The organism is Pararhodospirillum oryzae (assembly GCF_007992075.1).
GTDB classification, from domain to species: domain Bacteria; phylum Pseudomonadota; class Alphaproteobacteria; order Rhodospirillales; family Rhodospirillaceae; genus Pararhodospirillum; species Pararhodospirillum oryzae.
In genome coordinates this window covers 1-16,730 of sequence record NZ_BJZO01000081.1, presented here as the reverse complement: position 1 = coordinate 16,730, position 16,730 = coordinate 1, and the positions used below count along the sequence as shown (strand labels likewise).

Annotated in this window: 15 protein-coding genes and 1 tRNA gene; 2 read left to right on the top strand and 14 right to left on the bottom strand. The window is 68.2% G+C overall.

Going from position 1 to position 16,730, the window contains the following annotated elements:
- Positions 1-63 precede the first annotated feature (63 nt).
- The 11 genes from ROR02_RS13185 to rpiB all read right to left on the bottom strand — a co-directional run bounded on the left by ROR02_RS13185 (position 64) and on the right by rpiB (position 10,714).
- Positions 64-2,199 carry a sodium-translocating pyrophosphatase gene (locus ROR02_RS13185; RefSeq protein WP_147164508.1) on the bottom strand — a complete coding sequence of 712 codons (2,136 nt, stop codon included), beginning with the start codon at positions 2,197-2,199 and terminating at the stop codon, positions 64-66.
- 428 nt (positions 2,200-2,627) lie between these two features.
- Positions 2,628-3,104 (bottom strand): hypothetical protein, encoded by a 477-nt coding sequence (locus ROR02_RS13180; RefSeq protein WP_147164507.1) that lies wholly within the window; start codon positions 3,102-3,104, stop codon positions 2,628-2,630.
- A gap of 133 nt (positions 3,105-3,237) precedes the next feature.
- Complete coding sequence (thiL, locus tag ROR02_RS13175; protein ID WP_147164506.1) at positions 3,238-4,236, bottom strand: thiamine-phosphate kinase; 999 nt, start codon at positions 4,234-4,236, stop codon at positions 3,238-3,240.
- 3 nt (positions 4,237-4,239) lie between these two features.
- A complete protein-coding gene (gene nusB / locus ROR02_RS13170) occupies positions 4,240-4,785 on the bottom strand; it encodes a transcription antitermination factor NusB (RefSeq protein WP_147164505.1) in 546 nt (181 codons plus the stop codon).
- Between the two features lie 121 nt (positions 4,786-4,906).
- The gene (locus ROR02_RS13165) at positions 4,907-5,362 is read right to left on the bottom strand and encodes a 6,7-dimethyl-8-ribityllumazine synthase (RefSeq protein ID WP_147164504.1); all 456 of its coding nucleotides are present in this window, start codon (positions 5,360-5,362) and stop codon (positions 4,907-4,909) included.
- Between the two features lie 6 nt (positions 5,363-5,368).
- Positions 5,369-6,481 carry a 3,4-dihydroxy-2-butanone-4-phosphate synthase gene (ribB, locus tag ROR02_RS13160; RefSeq protein WP_147164503.1) on the bottom strand — a complete coding sequence of 371 codons (1,113 nt, stop codon included), beginning with the start codon at positions 6,479-6,481 and terminating at the stop codon, positions 5,369-5,371.
- Between the two features lie 16 nt (positions 6,482-6,497).
- On the bottom strand, positions 6,498-7,088 hold the full coding sequence (locus ROR02_RS13155; RefSeq protein WP_147164502.1) for a riboflavin synthase: 591 nt from the start codon (positions 7,086-7,088) through the stop codon (positions 6,498-6,500).
- A 15-nt stretch (positions 7,089-7,103) separates the two neighbouring features.
- Entirely contained in the window at positions 7,104-8,270 is a 1,167-nt protein-coding gene (gene ribD, locus ROR02_RS13150; protein WP_407672654.1) for a bifunctional diaminohydroxyphosphoribosylaminopyrimidine deaminase/5-amino-6-(5-phosphoribosylamino)uracil reductase RibD, read from the bottom strand.
- 33 nt (positions 8,271-8,303) lie between these two features.
- Positions 8,304-8,762: a transcriptional regulator NrdR gene (nrdR, locus tag ROR02_RS13145; RefSeq protein WP_147164500.1), complete on the bottom strand. Its 459-nt coding sequence runs from the start codon at positions 8,760-8,762 to the stop codon at positions 8,304-8,306.
- A gap of 58 nt (positions 8,763-8,820) precedes the next feature.
- Positions 8,821-10,113 (bottom strand): serine hydroxymethyltransferase, encoded by a 1,293-nt coding sequence (gene glyA / locus ROR02_RS13140; protein ID WP_147164499.1) that lies wholly within the window; start codon positions 10,111-10,113, stop codon positions 8,821-8,823.
- A 112-nt stretch (positions 10,114-10,225) separates the two neighbouring features.
- Entirely contained in the window at positions 10,226-10,714 is a 489-nt protein-coding gene (gene rpiB, locus ROR02_RS13135; RefSeq protein ID WP_147164498.1) for a ribose 5-phosphate isomerase B, read from the bottom strand.
- A 490-nt stretch (positions 10,715-11,204) separates the two neighbouring features.
- On the opposite strand from rpiB, the gene ROR02_RS13130 reads away from it, so the two are divergent.
- Positions 11,205-11,627, top strand: a complete 423-nt coding sequence (locus tag ROR02_RS13130; protein ID WP_170245113.1) for a MucR family transcriptional regulator — start codon at positions 11,205-11,207, stop codon at positions 11,625-11,627.
- Between the two features lie 175 nt (positions 11,628-11,802).
- On the opposite strand, the gene ROR02_RS13125 is transcribed toward ROR02_RS13130, so the two are convergent.
- The gene (locus ROR02_RS13125; protein ID WP_147164497.1) at positions 11,803-12,015 is read right to left on the bottom strand and encodes a DUF6898 family protein; all 213 of its coding nucleotides are present in this window, start codon (positions 12,013-12,015) and stop codon (positions 11,803-11,805) included.
- A gap of 140 nt (positions 12,016-12,155) precedes the next feature.
- Positions 12,156-13,055, bottom strand: a complete 900-nt coding sequence (locus ROR02_RS13120) for an ROK family protein (protein ID WP_147164496.1) — start codon at positions 13,053-13,055, stop codon at positions 12,156-12,158.
- 197 nt (positions 13,056-13,252) lie between these two features.
- On the opposite strand from ROR02_RS13120, the gene ROR02_RS13115 reads away from it, so the two are divergent.
- Positions 13,253-13,329: transfer RNA gene (locus ROR02_RS13115), tRNA-Met, on the top strand.
- A 65-nt stretch (positions 13,330-13,394) separates the two neighbouring features.
- On the opposite strand, the gene ROR02_RS13110 is transcribed toward ROR02_RS13115, so the two are convergent.
- The coding region (locus tag ROR02_RS13110; protein ID WP_147164495.1) for a right-handed parallel beta-helix repeat-containing protein at positions 13,395-16,730 on the bottom strand (3,336 nt) is incomplete at its 5' end.

The window sequence follows — 16,730 nt, the reverse complement described above, 5'->3', positions numbered from 1 at the left end:
CCGTTGGTATAACTTCGAGGCCAGGTTGGGCCAAGAAATGGCCCAACCTGATCTCGGATTACTCTAGTGCGCCATCATGGCCAGCAGCAGCAAGGCCACGATGTTGGTGATCTTGATCATCGGGTTGACGGCCGGGCCGGCGGTGTCCTTGTACGGGTCGCCGACCGTGTCACCGGTGACGGCGGCCTTGTGGGCTTCCGAACCCTTGCCGCCGTAGTTGCCATCCTCGATGTACTTCTTGGCATTGTCCCAGGCGCCACCGCCGGCGGTCATCGAGATGGCCACGAACAGGCCGGTCACGATCACGCCCAGCAGCATGCCGCCCACCGCCGTCAGCGCCGCCGCCTTGCCGGCGATGATCGCGACAACGATGTACAGCACCAGCGGTGCCAGCACGGGCAGCAAGGACGGGATGATCATTTCCTTGATCGCCGCCTTGGTCAGCATGTCGACGCAGGTGCCGTATTCGGGCTTGCCCGTGCCTTCCATGATGCCCGGGATTTCACGGAACTGACGGCGCACTTCTTCCACCACGCTGCCAGCGGCCCGACCCACGGCGGTCATGCCCATGGCCCCGAACAGGAAGGGCAACAGGCCGCCCAGGAAGAGGCCGACCACCACGTAGGGGTTGGACAGCGAGAAGTCCAGCTCCAGGCCCGCGAACGACGGGTACAGCTTGGGGTTGGCGACGAAGTGGGACAGGTCCTCGGTGAACGCCGCGAACAGCACCAGGGCGCCCAGGCCCGCCGAGCCGATGGCGTAGCCCTTGGTCACCGCCTTGGTGGTGTTGCCCACCGCGTCCAGGGCATCGGTGGTCTTGCGCACCGACTGCTCCAGATCGGCCATCTCGGCGATGCCACCGGCGTTGTCGGTCACCGGACCATAGGCGTCCAGCGCCACGACCATGCCCGCCAGCGCCAGCATGCTGGTCACCGCGATGGCGATGCCAAACAGGCCGGCCAGCAGGTTGGCGACGATGATGGCGGCGCAGATGATCAGCGCCGGCACCGCCGTGGCTTCCAGCGACACGGCCAGACCCTGGATCACGTTGGTGGCATGACCGGTCGTCGAGGCCTTGGCCACCGAGCGCACCGGACGGAAATCGGTGCCGGTGTAGTATTCGGTGACCCAGATCAGCAGCCCCGTGACCAGCAGGCCCACGAACGCGCACAAGAACAGCGCGATGCCGCTGTAGGACTCGCCGTTCGACGCCTCGATGCCGCCCAGGCCGGGCACCCAGGTGGTCACCACCGCGATGCCGCCCAGCGACAGAACGGCCGAGGCCACGAAGCCCTTGTAGAGGGCGTTCATGATCGGGTTGCCGCTCAGCTTGTTCATCCAGCCCTTGGATTCGGTGAGCTTGACGAAGAACGTGCCGCCGATCGACGCCAGGATGCACACCGCCCCGATCGACAGCGGGTAGGCCATCATCGCGGTAACGTTGTCGGTGCCGGCGAAGAAGATGGAGGCCAGAACCATGGTCGCCACCACCGACACCGCGTAGGTCTCGAACAGGTCGGCGGCCATGCCGGCGCAGTCACCCACGTTGTCGCCCACGTTGTCGGCGATCACGGCCGGGTTGCGCGGGTCGTCCTCGGGGATGCCGGCCTCGACTTTACCCACCAGGTCGGCGCCCACGTCGGCGCCCTTGGTGAAGATGCCGCCGCCCAGTCGGGCGAAGATCGAGATCAAGGAAGCGCCAAAGCCCAACGCCACCAGCGGATCAACCAGGGCGCGGCCCTCGGCCCCGACCGCCAGCAAGATGGCGTAGTACACGGACACCGCCAGCAGGGCCAGGCCCGCCACCAGCATGCCGGTGACCGTGCCCGACTTGAAGGCGATGTCCAGGCCGCGCGCCAGCCCCTGGCGCGCGCCCTCGGCGACGCGGACGTTGGCGCGCACGGAAATGTGCATGCCAATGTAGCCCGCGGCTCCCGAACACAGGGCGCCGATCAGGAAGGCCATGGCGACCGCGAAACCAAGCGTAAGCAGAAGAACCAGGAACACCACGGCGCCAACAATGGCGATGGTGCGGTACTGGCGGTTGAGGTAAGCCTGCGCCCCCTCCTGAATGGCACCGGCGATCTGCTGCATTCGCTGAGAGCCGGGGTCTGCCGTCATGATCGACCGCGCCGTGAAGGCTCCGAAGGCCAGAGCCGCCACGCCACAGGCGATGACGAAAAGGTAAATCCCTGTCATTAATGACATTCCTTGCGCTGTGAGCCCAGCGGCGGCCCTTGGGACAAGGACCGAATCCTCCCTTGCCTTTCCGGGCCGTCGCGTGTCTTCCGAAAGGCCCGCAGAGCGTGCCAGAAGTGTCTCGCGAGGGCAACAAAACTGCGGCGACATCCGGCATTTCGCCATATTCTGATGCTTGGCGAGATCCGCAAGGCCGGTGGGCCCCAGGGCAAGGCCGGTGGGCCCCGGGGCAATCGAGTGAACCGATTGCCCTGGACTCTTTCATGGCCCTCAAGCGCCGGGCGCGCACTCCGTGCGCTTGTCTCACCCGACAAAGGCCGCGCGCCGCACTCGCGGCGTTGGGGAACCCTCTTCCGAGGGCATCCAGGGCTTCACCCAATTGCCCTGCCGTGGGCCCCCGCCCACGCGCGCAGGACGGCAATCAGGACTCAGCGCTCGAAGAACCCCTGGATCAGGACTTCCTTCACCACGCCCGGCCCCAGAACCCGGTCGGCCACGGCCTTCATGCGGGCCTTGATCGCCATCAGGTTCAGCTCGGGATGGGTTTCCAGATAGTTGGGCGCGTAGACCATCAGATCCTGGAAAAACGCCGCGTGCAGCAGATGGCCCCGTTCGCTCAAGGTGGCGTTGTCGGCCTCGGCCAGGCTCAGGCGCAGCCGGAAGGAAAGACGGCGCTGCACGGCGCCGTTGGCGATGACCGGGATTTCCAGGGGCTTCATGGAAAGCAGGAAGGGGGGCGGCCCCAGGCGCTCCAGGGGCGTGGGCGGCGGCGGGGGAGGGGGGGGATCGTTGGAAAGGCCCAACATCTGCTTGATGTCCGACACCAGGCCTGCGGCCCGTGCCCCGGGAATTCCCGTCCCCAGGACAATCACCACGATCAGCCCCAGGATTCCGAGTCTTTTCATGGTCCGTCCCCCTTCCTGGCCGGCCTGGGCGGGTCTGGGGCCGCCCGCTTCGGAAAGCAAGGGACGTGTGCCAGATCCCGCCGTTTCAGTCTGCCCTTTCGGGAAAGCGGTGTTCCCGTTCCCCGGGCAAACCCTATGCGTCGTGCGTCCATCCCGGGTGATCGATGCCAACGGTCCCGCCGGTGGCGTCACAGACCCGTACCCCGGGCATGGCGGATGCCGCCACGGGCAAAACCCGCCCGATCCGGGTCACGGCCACGCCGGCGTCGGCGCCCGCCTTGCGCACCGCGTCGCGGGCCTCGGCCGGGGCGCTGAACAAAAGTTCATAATCGTCCCCTCCGCCCAGGACAAGATGAAAGCGCTCGGGCGCGTCGGCAATCACCAGGGCAGCGGCTTCCGAAAGCGGCAGATCGGGGGCGTCAATCTCGATCGCCACCCCCGAGGCCCGGGCCATGTGGGCGGCATCGGCGCACAGGCCGTCGGACACATCCATGCATCCTCCGGCCAGCCCCCGCAAGCCCATCCCCAGGGCGACGCGCGGGCACGGCCGGCGGTACCGGTCCACCAGATGGTCGTGAAGGGGCGCGGGCAGGCCCAGCAGCTGCCCCTGCGCCGCCAGCAGGCCCAGGGCCCCGTCGCCCAGCGTGCCCGACACCCACAGGTCATGACCGGGACGGGCGTGGTTGCGCCGGAGTGCTTCTCCGGCCGGCACGGTGCCCAGAATGGTGATCGAGAACGTGGCCGGCCCCGGAGTCGATACCGTGTCGCCGCCCAGCAGGGCGAGCCCGAAAGCCGTCAGATCCTCGCCCAGGCCCCGGGCGAAGGCTTCCATCCAGGCGTCATCCTGGGCCGCCGACAGGGCCGCCGTGATCAGCACGCCCAGCGGGCGCGCGCCCATGGCGGCCAGATCCGACAGGTTCACCCGCAGGCATTTGGCGGCAATGGTGGCCGGAGGATCGGCGGGCAGGAAGTGGACCCCGCTCACCAGGGCATCGGCGCTGGCCACCAGATCGCCTTGCCCCTCCAGCGACAACACCGCCGCGTCGTCGGCCAGATCCAGGGCCTGGGGGGTTGCCTGGGCCAGGGGGCGGAACAGATCCCGGATCAGGGCGAATTCCCCGCGTCGCCCCATCCGTCAGGCCCCGCCGCCAAACGCGTCCGGACGGGCGGAGCGCGCCACCTTGTCGAGGACGGCGTTCACCAGGCCCTTTTCAGCCCCGGTGTAGAAGGCGGCGGCGATGTCCACGTATTCCTTGATCGCCACCCGGGGCGGCGTGCGCGGACGTTCCAGCAACTCGTAAACCCCCGCGCGCAGCACCGCGCGCACCACGGGCTCCAGCCGTTCCCACGGCCATTCCGACGACAAGGTGGGCCGGATCACGTCGTCGAGCCGGTCCATCTCGGCCTGGGCGCCGCGCACCAGGGTGCAGAACAACTCGCCTTCCAGGGGTTCCAGGTCGGCGCGGGTTTCCGTGGGTTCGAAGATCCCGTCGGGATCGGGGGTATCCACCATGGCAAAGCCCCCCAGCGAGCCATCCATGAAGGCCCGCACCAGGGTTTCCACGTCGGTTTCGCCGACGTCCAGACTGTAAAGGGCTTGCACCGCCGCAAGGCGGGCGGAACTGCTGCGGGCCTGCCGGCCCAGACGGGCGGCGGGCGAAAGGTCGGGAGACTTGGCCATCCTGGGCGTGAACTCGTGTGGTCGGTTATCGAAAAAAGCCCGGGAGACCCTGCCTCCTGGGAAAACCGGGGCGTGGACAGCCGCGAACGGACCTCGCGCGCCCCGGTGAACGGGAAACAGGTTACAAACCCAGCTCGCGCTTGACCTTGAGCATGCGCAGGCAGGCCCGGGCCGCCTGACCGCCAAAGTCGCGCTTGTCGGGATCGGAGCGCTCCAGGGCCTGGTCGTAGGTCTGGCAGGTCAGGATGCCGTTGCCCATGGCCAGCGAGTAGGTCAGCGTCAGGTGCATCAAACCATCAATGGCGACACGACACGCGTTTTCGTAGTGGTCGGTTTCGCCCTTGATGGCGCAGCCCAGCACGACATACCCGGCATAGCGGTAATCGGTGGCGCGCAGCTCGATCGAGCGAATGGCGTAGCGAATGACCGCCGGGGCTTCGATGATCCCCGGCACCAGCACGCGCTTGAAGCCCGCCCCTTCCTGCTCCAGGGCGCGGATCGCGCCCCGGACCAGATTGTCGGTGATGTCATCGTAGAAGCGGGCTTCGACAATGAGAATGCGGGGACCGCCGGCCATCCGGGTTCACTCCTTGTCGGAAAGGGGGCGTTGATCCACCACCTTCAGGCCATAGCCGTCAAGGGCGATGATGGTCTTCGGTGTGTTGGACAACAACACCATGTCCGTGACCCCCAGGTCCAGCAAGATCTGGGCGCCCACGCCATAGTCCACCAGGCGGCCCCCCGCCGGGCCTTCGCCAAGGCGGGCGCGCAGGCGTTCGGCCAGGGCCGTGGGCTCGGATTCGCGGATCAAGACCACCACGCCCCGGCCGGCCTCGCTGATCTGCTCCATGGCGCGGTGCAGCAGGCCGTCGTGGCCGCTTTCCGCGTCGCCCAGCACGTCGTCGAGCAAGTTGAGCGCGTGCATGCGGACCAGAACCGGCTCGGCCCCCGACAGGTCGCCCTTCACCAGGGCCACGTGCTCGCCATACGAAACCGTGGAAACGTACAAGACCATGCGCCAGTCCCCGCCGTGGACCGACGTGAACGGCGTTTCCAGCTCGCGGCGGACCAGGCGCTCGGTGCGCCGGCGATAGGCGATCAGGTCGGCGATGGTGCCCAGCTTAAGGCCATGCTCCTGGGCGAAGCGCACCAGGTCGGGCATGCGCGCCATCGAGCCATCGTCGTTCATGATCTCGCAGATCACGCCGGCGGGCTCCAGGCCCGCCATCCGGGCCACGTCCACCGCCGCCTCGGTGTGTCCCGCGCGCACCAGGACGCCGCCATCGCGGGCCACCAGGGGGAAAATGTGCCCCGGGCTCACGATGTCGGCCGGTCCCGCCGCCGGATCGATCGCGACTTGCACGGTGCGGGCGCGGTCGGCGGCCGAAATGCCGGTGGTCACCCCCTCGCGGGCCTCGATCGAGACCGTGAACGCCGTGGAATGCCGCGAGCCATTGTGCTGGGACATCAAGGGCAGGTTCAGGTGCTCGCACCGCTCGCGGCTCAGGGCCAGGCAGACCAGTCCCCGGGCGTGCTTGACCATGAAGTTGATGGCATCGCTGTCGGCCATGCCGGCGGGGATGACCAGATCCCCTTCGTTTTCCCGGTTCTCATCGTCGACCAGGATGAACATGCGTCCCTGGCGGGCATCTTCGATGATTTCTTCCGGCCGGGCCAGATAATCACGGTAGGTCAAGGAGGTGGTCCTTTAGTTAAGTCTCGGAGTTCAGCAGCCGCGCCACGTAGCGCGCCAGCATGTCGATTTCCATGTTCACCCGGCTGCCCCGCTTCAGGGTGCCAAAGGTGGTGACGCTTTGGGTGTGGGGAATAATATTGATCCCGAACACGTCGTCGGCAACCTCGTTGACCGTCAGCGACACCCCGTCAAGGGCCACCGAGCCCTTGGGGGCCACGAAGCGCTTGAGATCGGCCGGCGCCCGGAACGAAAAGCGCATGCTTTCCCCGTCGGGTGTCGTGTCCACGACCTCGGCCACGCCATCCACGTGCCCCGAAACGATGTGTCCGCCCAGCTCGTCGCCCACGGCCAGGGCGCGCTCGAAGTTGACCGGGGTGCCGACCGTCCAGCCGCCAAGCGTGGTCTTCGACAGGGTTTCGGCCGAGGCCTGAACCGCGAACCAGTCGGGCCCGGTTTCAATCACCGTCAGGCAGCAGCCATTGCACGCGATCGAGGCGCCCAGGGGGATGGTGCCGGTGTCGTAGCGCGTGGTGAATTCAAACCGGGTTTCGCCCTGGGTGTCCACGGCGCGGACACGGCCCAGGTCGGTGATGATGCCGGTGAACATGCAAGATCACTCCACTCAATCGGAATAAGGCCCAAGGAAAGCGGCGGCCGTCCCCGGCAGGGGATCGGGCCCGGTCAGCAGGTCCAGCCAGTCGTTTCCCAGCGTCCGCCCCTCCTGACGAGAGAAGACGGCGGAATCGGTCAGGCGGTCAACCCCGAACGGGGCCACGCCCGCGATGCCATCCCCCCCCACGACGCTGGGCGCGCGAAACCAGGCCACCCGGTCCACCCGGCGCGCGGCGAGGAAAGTGGCGGCCAGCCGGCTGCCGCCCTCCAGCAGCAGGCGGGTAATGCCCAGCCCGGCCAGGGTGGCCAGGGCCACGTCCACATCGGGATGCCCGCTGGCGTCGGTGGCCACGGGGACCACGCGCACGCCCTTGGCCTCCAGGCGGGCCCGGCGCAGGGGATCGGCCTGGGGCGCGCACAACAGCCACAAGGGAGGTCCGCCCTCGACCGAGCGCGCGAGGCGTCCTTCGGTTGGCAGGTCAAGGCGGGCATCGAACACAACGCGGACCGGCGAACGGTCCTCCAGCCCCGGCAGGCGGCAGGTCAGCACGGGATCGTCGGCCAGCAAGGTGCCGCGCCCGATGGCGATGGCGTCGTGGGTCGCGCGCAGCCAGTGGCCGGCGGCGCGGGCCTCGGGGCCGGTGATCCACTGGCTTTCCCCGCTGGCGGTCGCGATGCGGCCATCCAGGGAGGAGGCCACCTTCAAGGTCACCATCGGCCGCCCCAGCTGGCGGTGCATCAGGAAGCCCAGGTTGAGGTCGCGGGCCTCGCGCGCCAGCAAGCCGGTCTGGACCAGCAGGCCCGCCGCCTTCAGCCGCGCGATCCCCCGGCCGTTGACCCGGGGATCGGGATCGCCCAGGGCCACCACCACCCGCGTGACGCCGGCGGCAATCAGGGCATCGGCGCACGGTGGCGTCTTGCCGTGGTGGGAGCACGGTTCCAAGGTGACGTAGGCGGTCGCGCCCACGGCCTGGGCGCCCGCGTGCTCCAGGGCCTCGCGTTCGGCATGGGGGCGCCCGCCGGGCTGGGTCCAGCCGCGCCCGACCACCCGCCCCGAGGGCGCGATCAGCACGCATCCCACCGCCGGGTTGGGCCAGACCCGCCCCAGCCCCCGGGCCGCGAGGCGAAGCGCGGTGCGCATGGCGGCTTCGTCCGTCGGGAGGAACCCTGTCACCATGGGGAGATCCGACCGTTCACGATCGCCTTTCCGTTACGTCGTGGGGCCGTGCAGGTTCTCGACGAAGGCTTCGAAGTCCTTCGCTTCCCTGAAATTCCGGTACACCGAGGCGAACCGCACATACGCCACGGAATCAAGCTGGGCGAGGTGTTCCATGACCAGCTCGCCAATGATCTTGGAGTCAATTTCGCTTTCGCCGGAACTTTCCAGCCGGCGCTGGATTTCGGAAACAATGCGCTCGATCCGCTCGTCGTCCACGGGACGCTTGCGGCACGCGATGCGGATCGAACGCGAGAGTTTTTCCCGATCAAAGGCGGAACGCTGTCCGTTTCGCTTCAAGACGACAAGATCGCGCAGCTGAGCGCGTTCGAAGGTCGTGAACCGCGACCCGCACGCCTGGCAGAACCGGCGCCGACGGATGGCGGCATTATCCTCCGTCGGGCGCGAGTCCTTCACCTGGGTGTCGTCGTGACCGCAAAACGGACACCGCATGCGTTATTTCCCTTCCCTGGCCCGCCGTCCAGCCGGCGGGCCCCATGGCAGGGAACCGTTATAGCCCGCCATATATGGGAAAGCGATCGCAAAGCGTGCGGATCTCGGCCCGCACCGCGCTTTCCAACGCGGTATTGTCGTCGGGGTTGGCGGCCAGGCCATCAAGCACCCGGGTAATCAGGGAGCCCAGGGCGCGGAACTCGGCGACGCCAAACCCGCGCGAGGTGGCGGCGGGCGAGCCCAGGCGGATGCCCGAGGTCACGGTGGCCTTTTCGGGGTCGAACGGAATGCCGTTCTTGTTACAGGTCATGCCGGCCCGCTCCAGGCTTTTTTCGGCCACGGAGCCGGTCAGGTGCTTGGGCCGCAGATCGACCAGGACCAGGTGGGTGTCGGTGCCGCCCGACACGATGTCGAGCCCGCCCTCGACCAGGGTTTCCGCCAGCACGCGGGCGTTGTCCTTCACCGCCTGGGCATAGACCTTGAACTCGGGGCGCAGCGCCTCGCCCAGGGCCACGGCCTTGGCGGCGACGATGTGCATCAACGGGCCCCCTTGCAGGCCCGGGAACACGGCCGAGGCCAGCGGCTTGGCCATGTCGGGGTTGTTCGACAAGATCATGCCGCCGCGCGGCCCGCGCAGGGTCTTGTGGGTGGTGGTCGTCACCACGTCGGCGAAGGGCAGCGGGCTGGGGTGCAGCCCGGCGGCGACCAGGCCGGCGAAGTGGGCCATGTCGACCATGAACAGGGCGCCCACGCTGTCGGCGATGGCCCGGAAGCGGGCGAAATCGATCTCGCGCGGGTAGGCCGAGCCGCCGGCGATGATCAGGCGCGGCTTGTGCTCGCGGGCCAGGGCCTCGACCTCGTCGTAGTCGATGCGGGCATCCTGGCGGCGCACGCCATACTGCACGGCGTTGAACCACTTGCCCGACTGCGCGGCCTTGGCGCCGTGGGTCAGGTGGCCGCCGGCGGCCAGGCTCATGCCCATGATGGTGTCGCCGGGCTTGACCAGGGCCATCATGACCGCCCCGTTGGCCTGGGCGCCGGAATGGGGCTGGACGTTGACGTACTGGCAGTCAAACAGGGCCTTGGCCCGTTCGATGGCCAGTTCCTCGGCGACGTCCACTTCCTCGCAACCGCCGTAGTAGCGCTTGCCCGGATAGCCTTCCGCGTATTTGTTGGTCAGCACGCTGCCGGCGGTTTCAAGCACGGCGCGCGAGACAATGTTCTCGGAAGCGATCAGCTCGACCTGGTTTTGCTGGCGCTTCAACTCGGCTTGCAAGACATGGGCAATGGCGGGGTCGGTTTCGGCCACCGGGGCGGAGAAAAAACCGGACCAGGGAGTGGTGTCGTTCATCCGTGCAATGTTCCGTTCAAACTGGAGTCGGGACCCCTCCCCCCCCAGGAGCCGCGCCCTGGCAACGGGGGCGGGCGGTGGGGGTGGGGCGGCCGGTCCTGATCCCGAGGGATCAGGCGGGGGTTGCGCCGCCTAGCTTGGCCACGCGTCGGGCGTGGCGGCCTCCTTCGAAAGGGGTCGACAAGAAAAGATCCACGCACTCCTTGGCGATCTCGGGGCCGGTGGTCCGGCCGCCCAGGACCAGCACGTTGGCGTCGTTGTGCAACCGGCACAGACGCGCCCCATAGGCATCGTGGACGAGGGCGCCGCGCATGTCGGCGTGGCGGTTGATGGCGATCGAAATGCCAATCCCGGTTCCGCACAACAAGACACCGCGCCCGGCCTTGCCCGCGCGCATGGTTTCGGCCATCAGGTTGGCGATATCGGGGTAATCAACGGATCCGGGGCCGTGGGTGCCAAGGTCGAGAACCGGCCAGCCTTGTTCTTGCAGGTGGGCGACCAGCAGCGCGCGCAGCTCAAGGGCGCCATGATCCGAGGCCAGGGCGACCACCGGCCGGGGCTGGTCGTCCTCGGGGGCAATGGGGGATGGTGCGCCTTGCATGGTGATGTCCCTTCCTTGAGGCTTTCACGTTCTTTCAATTTTTGGGCCCGGTCCCGGCCAGGAGCGGCTCGGGCAACCCGGTCACCGGACAAGGCCGGTCCGCCTTGTCGTTCGAGCGGACAGGGAAAGCGCCCTTGAAGGCCTTTCGTCAAGGCCTCTTGCCAACCGGGGGCCTGTCTATCACTCGAATTGGGCCAAAACACGGCGTTCTCCCTGCGGGGCGTCCGGTCTTTATCCGGCGCGGTATCCGGGGGAGAGGCATCGTAATTTCGCAGTGTGCCGGCAGCAAAGAGGGTTAACCTAGACAAAATACCACTAACCGTCCTGGGCTATTCTTTCCTTGAACCGGGATTGGGGAGTACATTGATTGACAGGGCCTAATCGCTAAGGCAAAAAAGAAGGGCGTAACAAAAATAAACGCCGTCAGGGCGTGCAAGCACGAATCAGCTTGGTGGTTTACACCAAAGCGATGCAGCCGAAAGCCACAAGAATGATGGACGAAAAGATCGAGGCCCTGAGCAAGGACGAACTGCTCAAGATGACCGTTGACGTGGTTTCAGCCTATCTCAGCAAGAATCCCACGCCGACGGGTCACATACCGGATCTGATTCAAACGACGTTTCAGGCGTTGACCGGCCTTGACGCGCCCCCTCCCGAACCGCGCAATGAACAGCAGCGTCCGGCCGTTTCGGTTAAGAAATCGATCCATAACGATCATTTGGTGTGCCTGGAGGATGGCAAGAAGCTGAAGATGCTCAAGCGGCACCTGCGCACCAACTACAACATGACGCCCGAGGAATATCGGGCAAAGTGGAATCTGCCGCCGGATTACCCGATGGTTGCGCCGAACTATGCCCAGCAGCGCTCTGAATTCGCGAAAAAGATTGGTCTTGGCCGCAAGAGCGCGGACTAGGATTATTTGCGGGAAGGGCAGGGATCCCTTGTGATCCTTCCCGCCTGAAGGCCGGTGCCCCGTCGCCCTTGGGCTCTTGGTAACGTGAGACCCGAAAAGTGGGAACCGCTTTTCGGATAAGTCGAACGCAAAAGAATGGGGCGCCGTATCTGGATCCGGTCTAACGCACGGCCCTCTAGCGCGAGGCCGGGCGCCGGGCCAGAACATAGGCCAGCTTCCGCGCCGCGTTTTGCTTCAAGGTGGTCAGACTGGCCGAGGCCGGGCCCACCATGACAACCTCGGTTCCGGTGGCGGCATCCAGGGCGGCAACGCGCATGTACGCGCCGGCCTGACGGATTTCAAACAGAACCTCCCGGGGCGGGGCGGGGGGGCAGGGCGGGGTGGGCATCCTGGGGGCTCTCCTGTGGGCCGGTCGGCGCGCGGATCCGGACGCGATTCAAGAAAACGGACCAAAAAAGGCGAAGCCTTATTCTACCACGCCGCCCGCTGTCCGGGGAGGCGCCGTTTTCGGGCCGCTCCGGGCGGGCTTCACGACCACAGCCAGGCGGCGCCGCGCACCCCGCTGGAATCCCCATGGCGGGGGATGGCCACCCGGGTGAGCGTTTGCGGACTGAACACCCACGGTGCCCACAGGCGGGGCAGGTCGCGGGTCAGGTGGGGCATGGTGCCCACGCCGCCCCCCAGCACGATGACATGCGGATCCAAAAGGGTGATGACAACGGCAAGCGCGCGGGCCAGGCGGTTCGCGTGGCGCTCCAGCGTGGCCTGGGCGGCGCCATCGCCGGCCTGGGCACGGGCGGCGATTTCGGCGGCGTCGAGGACCTGGCCGGTATGGGCGCGGTGATCGGCGGCCATGCCCGGCCCGGAACAGAAGGTTTCCACGCAGCCCAGGCGCCCGCAGTAGCAGGCGGGGCCGGGGCGTTCGTCGTCGTGGGGCCAGGGAAGGGGGATGTGGCCCCATTCGCCGGTGATGGCATTGGGGCCGCCGACCAGATGGCCGTTCACCACCAGCCCGCCGCCGACCCCGGTGCCCAGGATGACGGCGAACACGATGGGCGCGCCGGCGCCGGCTCCGTCGTGGGCTTCCGAGAGGGCCAGGCAATCGGCATCGTTGGCGATCCTCACCGGCCGGCCGAGGACGCGGGCCAGGTCCTGATCGAAGGGGCGCCCGATCAGCCAGGTGGAGTTGGCGTTCTTGACCAGCCCGGTTTGGGGATCGAGCGTTCCCGGCATGCCCACCCCCACCGATCCGCGCCGGCCCACCTCGGCCTCGGCCTCGGCGACAAGGGCGGCGATGGTGGCCAGGGTCTGGTCGTAGTCGCCGCGCGGCGTGGGCACCCGCCGGCGCACGCGCACGGTGCCGTCGGGATCCAGGGCGATGATCTCGATCTTGGTGCCGCCCAAATCAATGCCCAGACGCAGATCCATGGCCGCTCTCCGAAGGGGAAGGGGAAAAGGGGAGGGGGAAGGGGACGAAGAAGGAAGCGTATACGCCCTCGCCCCCTTTCTTCAACGCGCCCCTCACCACGCCCCGGACCTCCGAATTTTTCCGCGAAAAAACCCGTTGACAGGCCCGGCGGCTCTCGGTAAAAACCCGACCTCGCCGCGACACACGGCGAGACGATGGCGGAGTAGCTCAGCTGGTTAGAGCAGCGGAATCATAATCCGCGTGTCGGGGGTTCGAGTCCCTCCTCCGCTACCAATTGAAACCCCTTGAAATCCTTGGCGATTTCAAGGGGTTTTTCGTGTTCGGCGGGAGGCGGCTGGTCAGTCCAGGCGGTCGGGGGCCAGGAAGCAGACTTCGCGCACGTCGGCCAGGCATTGGTTGACGGGGCCCAGGGCGCCCAGGGTCAGGCCCTCGATCTCCTGGTGCGCGAGCGGGCGGGCGTCGCGGACCAGGGCCAGCAGGCGTTCCTGGGCCGCCGGATCCTCCAGCAAGGCGAGCAGCGCGGCGCTGGCATCGAGGGCGGCGGCGGGGGGCGCGGGGGCGGAGGTCAGGCGGGACAGGGCCAGCGGAATGGCGGCATGATCAGGCGCCGGCGGGGCGGCATCGCGCACGCGGGCCAGCACCAGGGCCAGGGTGGTCAGGCGCTCCAGGCGGGTGTCGTCGCGGGGGCCCGCGTTCAAACCCAGGGCCGCCGCCGCCCCCAGGCCCAGGGCCAGAACCGGGGGGGCGGAGGCGTGGTTGGCGATCAGGGCCCAGCGTTCCGTGTCGTCGCGGGCCGTCAGCAAGAGATCGCTCAGGGTGGCGCGGGAGGCCGGGCGTTCATCGATCACCACCTGCGTGAGGGCCGCCTTCCAGGAGGGCGGGAGCGGGTGCCAGTCGTAGCCCAGCTTGGCGCGCAGCAGGTGCCCGGCATAGCCGCCGTCCAGCGACAACAGCTTGCGAACCCCCTGCACCAGATCGGTGACGAAGCGATCGTGGGCACTGCCGGGCACGGCGGGCGGGGCCGTTCCGCGCGAGACCGCAAGGGGATCCCAAACCGGGACGGACGGCGCTTCCCCGGCTTTCGAGCCTCCGTTCGCCGGCTCCTCGGCTTCCAGGGACAGGAAGGCCCCGTAGGCGCGGATCAGGCCGGTGGTGGTGGCCTCGTCGGTGCGCGGGCAGGCCCGGGTGTGCAGCGCCGTGCTCAAGGCGGCGCGGGCCTCGGTCAAGGGCGGCGGCTCGTGAAACGCGCCCCGGCCCAGGGCCCGGCGATCACGGCGCAGGAACAAGGCCGCCTCCAGGTGAAAGGCGACCTTCCAGGGCAGGAAGTCGCGGGCGCTTTCGGGCGCGTCGGGGGCGGTGGCAAGGTGGTCCACCATCGCCCGGGCCTCGCGCAGGTGGTGCATTTCCCCGCAGGCGAGCAAGGTGGCCAGGGCCCTGGTCCGCTCGACTTCCGCGCTCGGGCCCTGGAACAGGGCGGCGAGTTGCGCGCCCACCGCCCGGCGTTGACCCACCCGGCCCACCAGCCCGGCCACGGCCCCGCTGTCCAGGCTCAGCCGGTGCACGGCCGGGGTGCGTTCCGCCGCCTGCAAGACCGGCTCCAGCTCCTGGGGTTTCGCCGATGAACCGGAGGGAAAACAGGCGTGATAGGGGGCAAGAAGGGTACGGCGGTCCCGGGCCGCCTGTTTGGCGCAGGGAAAGGTGAGGCGGAAGGGGGCGGCTGGGGTACTGGCCAGCGGGGCCAGCGCCAGCAGCTTTTCTTCCGCCCAGCCGGGATGGCGCAGCGTGGCGGCAAGGTTGGCGATCGAGGGAGGATCGGCGGCCTTCAGCAGGGGGGCCAGACCCGGCGAGGCAGCGGGCACGGCCTCCCCCAGGCGCAAGGCGACCGCGTGCGGCGTATCCACGACGATCAGGTGAACCTCGTCGAAAAAGGCGAGGGGGGAAGGGGCGGCCGGCGGGGTTCCGGGGATGGGGGGATCAAGCCACGGCCCCAGGAACCCGGGCGTGAACAGGGTTTTGTCGCCCATGTGCACCACCACCATCAGGCTTTCGTCGTCCCGGGCCAAGGCGGGCAGGGCGCGCAAATCGTCGATGTGGGGCCGGGACCAGGCGTCGATGCCGCGAAAGCACACCAGGGGCAGATCGTTGGCGGCGAAAAGCCGGTGCCGCAGCCACCGGCCCCAGGCCATCCGCGCCCACCGCCCGGTTTCCACGTTCTTGTCCTTGGGGGTGTCGTCCTGCCCGGGACGGCGCAGACCAAAGCGGGTGAACAGCGGGTTCAGGAAATCACCCACATGCAGCCGCAAGGGGGGCGGCAGGCACACGTTGGCCATCCACGGGGCCGCCACCGTGCACAGGGCAAGCAGCAGACCGCCGCCGATCTTGCCCAAAAGCGGGGCGAAAAGACCAACCAGGGCGGCGCCCCAGGCGGGAGGAGCGATATCAAGGGGGAGCCCAAAAAACATCAGGGCCAGACTTGCGACCACCAGCACCAGCGGCACCCCGGCCAGCATCCAACCGGGGCCGGTGAACAGCTCCCGCAGGGCTTCCCCCAGGCGGCCACGACCGCGCAGCAAGGCTTCTTCCAGCAAGGCCCCGGAGCCTTCCCCGATGCTGACCAGGGGCGGGCGCAAGGCGGAGGCGTACTCTTGAATCTTCCCGGCGATCTCGTCCTTGTCCTCAGTGCGCCAGGCGGGCGGGGGCGGGGCGCCGCGCGGCTGGGTGAGGGCGCGGGCCAGGGCCAGGAAGTCGTCCACCGGCGCATCGTCGGGTGAAACGATGCCCACGTACACCCGCCGGCGGGCTCGGCCCGGGCCGATTTCCCGGTAATACTTCAGCAAAAGATCCAGCAGGGGGGCGGCCCCGGCCGCTTTGCGACGGCGAAAGCCAACAAGACCCCCTGCCTGATCCAGGCACACGTCGTACATCTGGACCGTTTGCGAAGTGGCGGCGGCCGGCTCGGCCGGGGGCGGATCGGCGGGAGCCTCCGGGGCAAGGGGGGGCGTGGCCTCGGGCATCCAAAAGCGCGTGAAGCAGCCCACGCACCACCCGGCGCCCAGGAATTGGGCCAGGGCCTCGCCCCCGGGCAGGGGGGGATCAACCGCCGTGCGCACCCGCGCGATCACCGCCGCATGGGCCTTGCGGGCTTCGCGCTCCTTCACCACGGCCGCCTGTTGCCGCGCCCAGGCCTCGGGCGAGAGCGGGCAGCCGATCGCGTGGGAATGCACGGTTGGCGTCAGAACCTCCCGCCCAAAGAAAGACCCCACCAGCGGCTCGTTGGTGGGGTTGCCCCAGCAGGCGTTGCCCTCCAGGGTGGCGGGGGAGGAGCCCAGGCCAATGCCGGCCTCGCCATTGTCGTGGCAGGTGTTGGCGTGGAGGGTGGTGTTTGTGGCGGGGGCGTCGGGGCTTCGTCGGTGATCCCGCGCCACCGCGATGCCGTGGCCTTTGTTCGCGCCGCAGTCGTTACCGTTCAGGGTGGTGGTGTCGGTGGAGGCCAGGAAAATGCCGGCCCCGTCGTTGTCGTGGCAGGTGTTGGCGTGGAGGGTGATGTGTGTGGCGGGGGCGTCGGGGCTGTTGGGATCCCGCCCCACCTCGATGCCGTTCCCTTCATTCGCGCCGCAGTCGTTGCCGTCCAGGGTGGTGGTGTCGGTGGAGAAGAGGCCGATGCCGGCTGCACC

What these genes read in the sequence shown, in the direction of transcription:
- ROR02_RS13185 (WP_147164508.1), bottom strand. Translation starts at nt 2,199, where the DNA reads ATGACAGGGATTTACCTTTTCGTCATCGCCTGTGGCGTGGCGGCTCTG.
- ROR02_RS13180 (WP_147164507.1), bottom strand. Translation starts at nt 3,104, where the DNA reads ATGAAAAGACTCGGAATCCTGGGGCTGATCGTGGTGATTGTCCTGGGG.
- thiL (WP_147164506.1), bottom strand. Translation starts at nt 4,236, where the DNA reads ATGGGGCGACGCGGGGAATTCGCCCTGATCCGGGATCTGTTCCGCCCC.
- nusB (WP_147164505.1), bottom strand. Translation starts at nt 4,785, where the DNA reads ATGGCCAAGTCTCCCGACCTTTCGCCCGCCGCCCGTCTGGGCCGGCAG.
- ROR02_RS13165 (WP_147164504.1), bottom strand. Translation starts at nt 5,362, where the DNA reads ATGGCCGGCGGTCCCCGCATTCTCATTGTCGAAGCCCGCTTCTACGAT.
- ROR02_RS13155 (WP_147164502.1), bottom strand. Translation starts at nt 7,088, where the DNA reads ATGTTCACCGGCATCATCACCGACCTGGGCCGTGTCCGCGCCGTGGAC.
- ribD (WP_407672654.1), bottom strand. Translation starts at nt 8,270, where the DNA reads ATGGTGACAGGGTTCCTCCCGACGGACGAAGCCGCCATGCGCACCGCG.
- nrdR (WP_147164500.1), bottom strand. Translation starts at nt 8,762, where the DNA reads ATGCGGTGTCCGTTTTGCGGTCACGACGACACCCAGGTGAAGGACTCG.
- glyA (WP_147164499.1), bottom strand. Translation starts at nt 10,113, where the DNA reads ATGAACGACACCACTCCCTGGTCCGGTTTTTTCTCCGCCCCGGTGGCC.
- rpiB (WP_147164498.1), bottom strand. Translation starts at nt 10,714, where the DNA reads ATGCAAGGCGCACCATCCCCCATTGCCCCCGAGGACGACCAGCCCCGG.
- ROR02_RS13130 (WP_170245113.1), top strand. Translation starts at nt 11,205, where the DNA reads ATGATGGACGAAAAGATCGAGGCCCTGAGCAAGGACGAACTGCTCAAG.
- ROR02_RS13125 (WP_147164497.1), bottom strand. Translation starts at nt 12,015, where the DNA reads ATGCCCACCCCGCCCTGCCCCCCCGCCCCGCCCCGGGAGGTTCTGTTT.
- ROR02_RS13120 (WP_147164496.1), bottom strand. Translation starts at nt 13,055, where the DNA reads ATGGATCTGCGTCTGGGCATTGATTTGGGCGGCACCAAGATCGAGATC.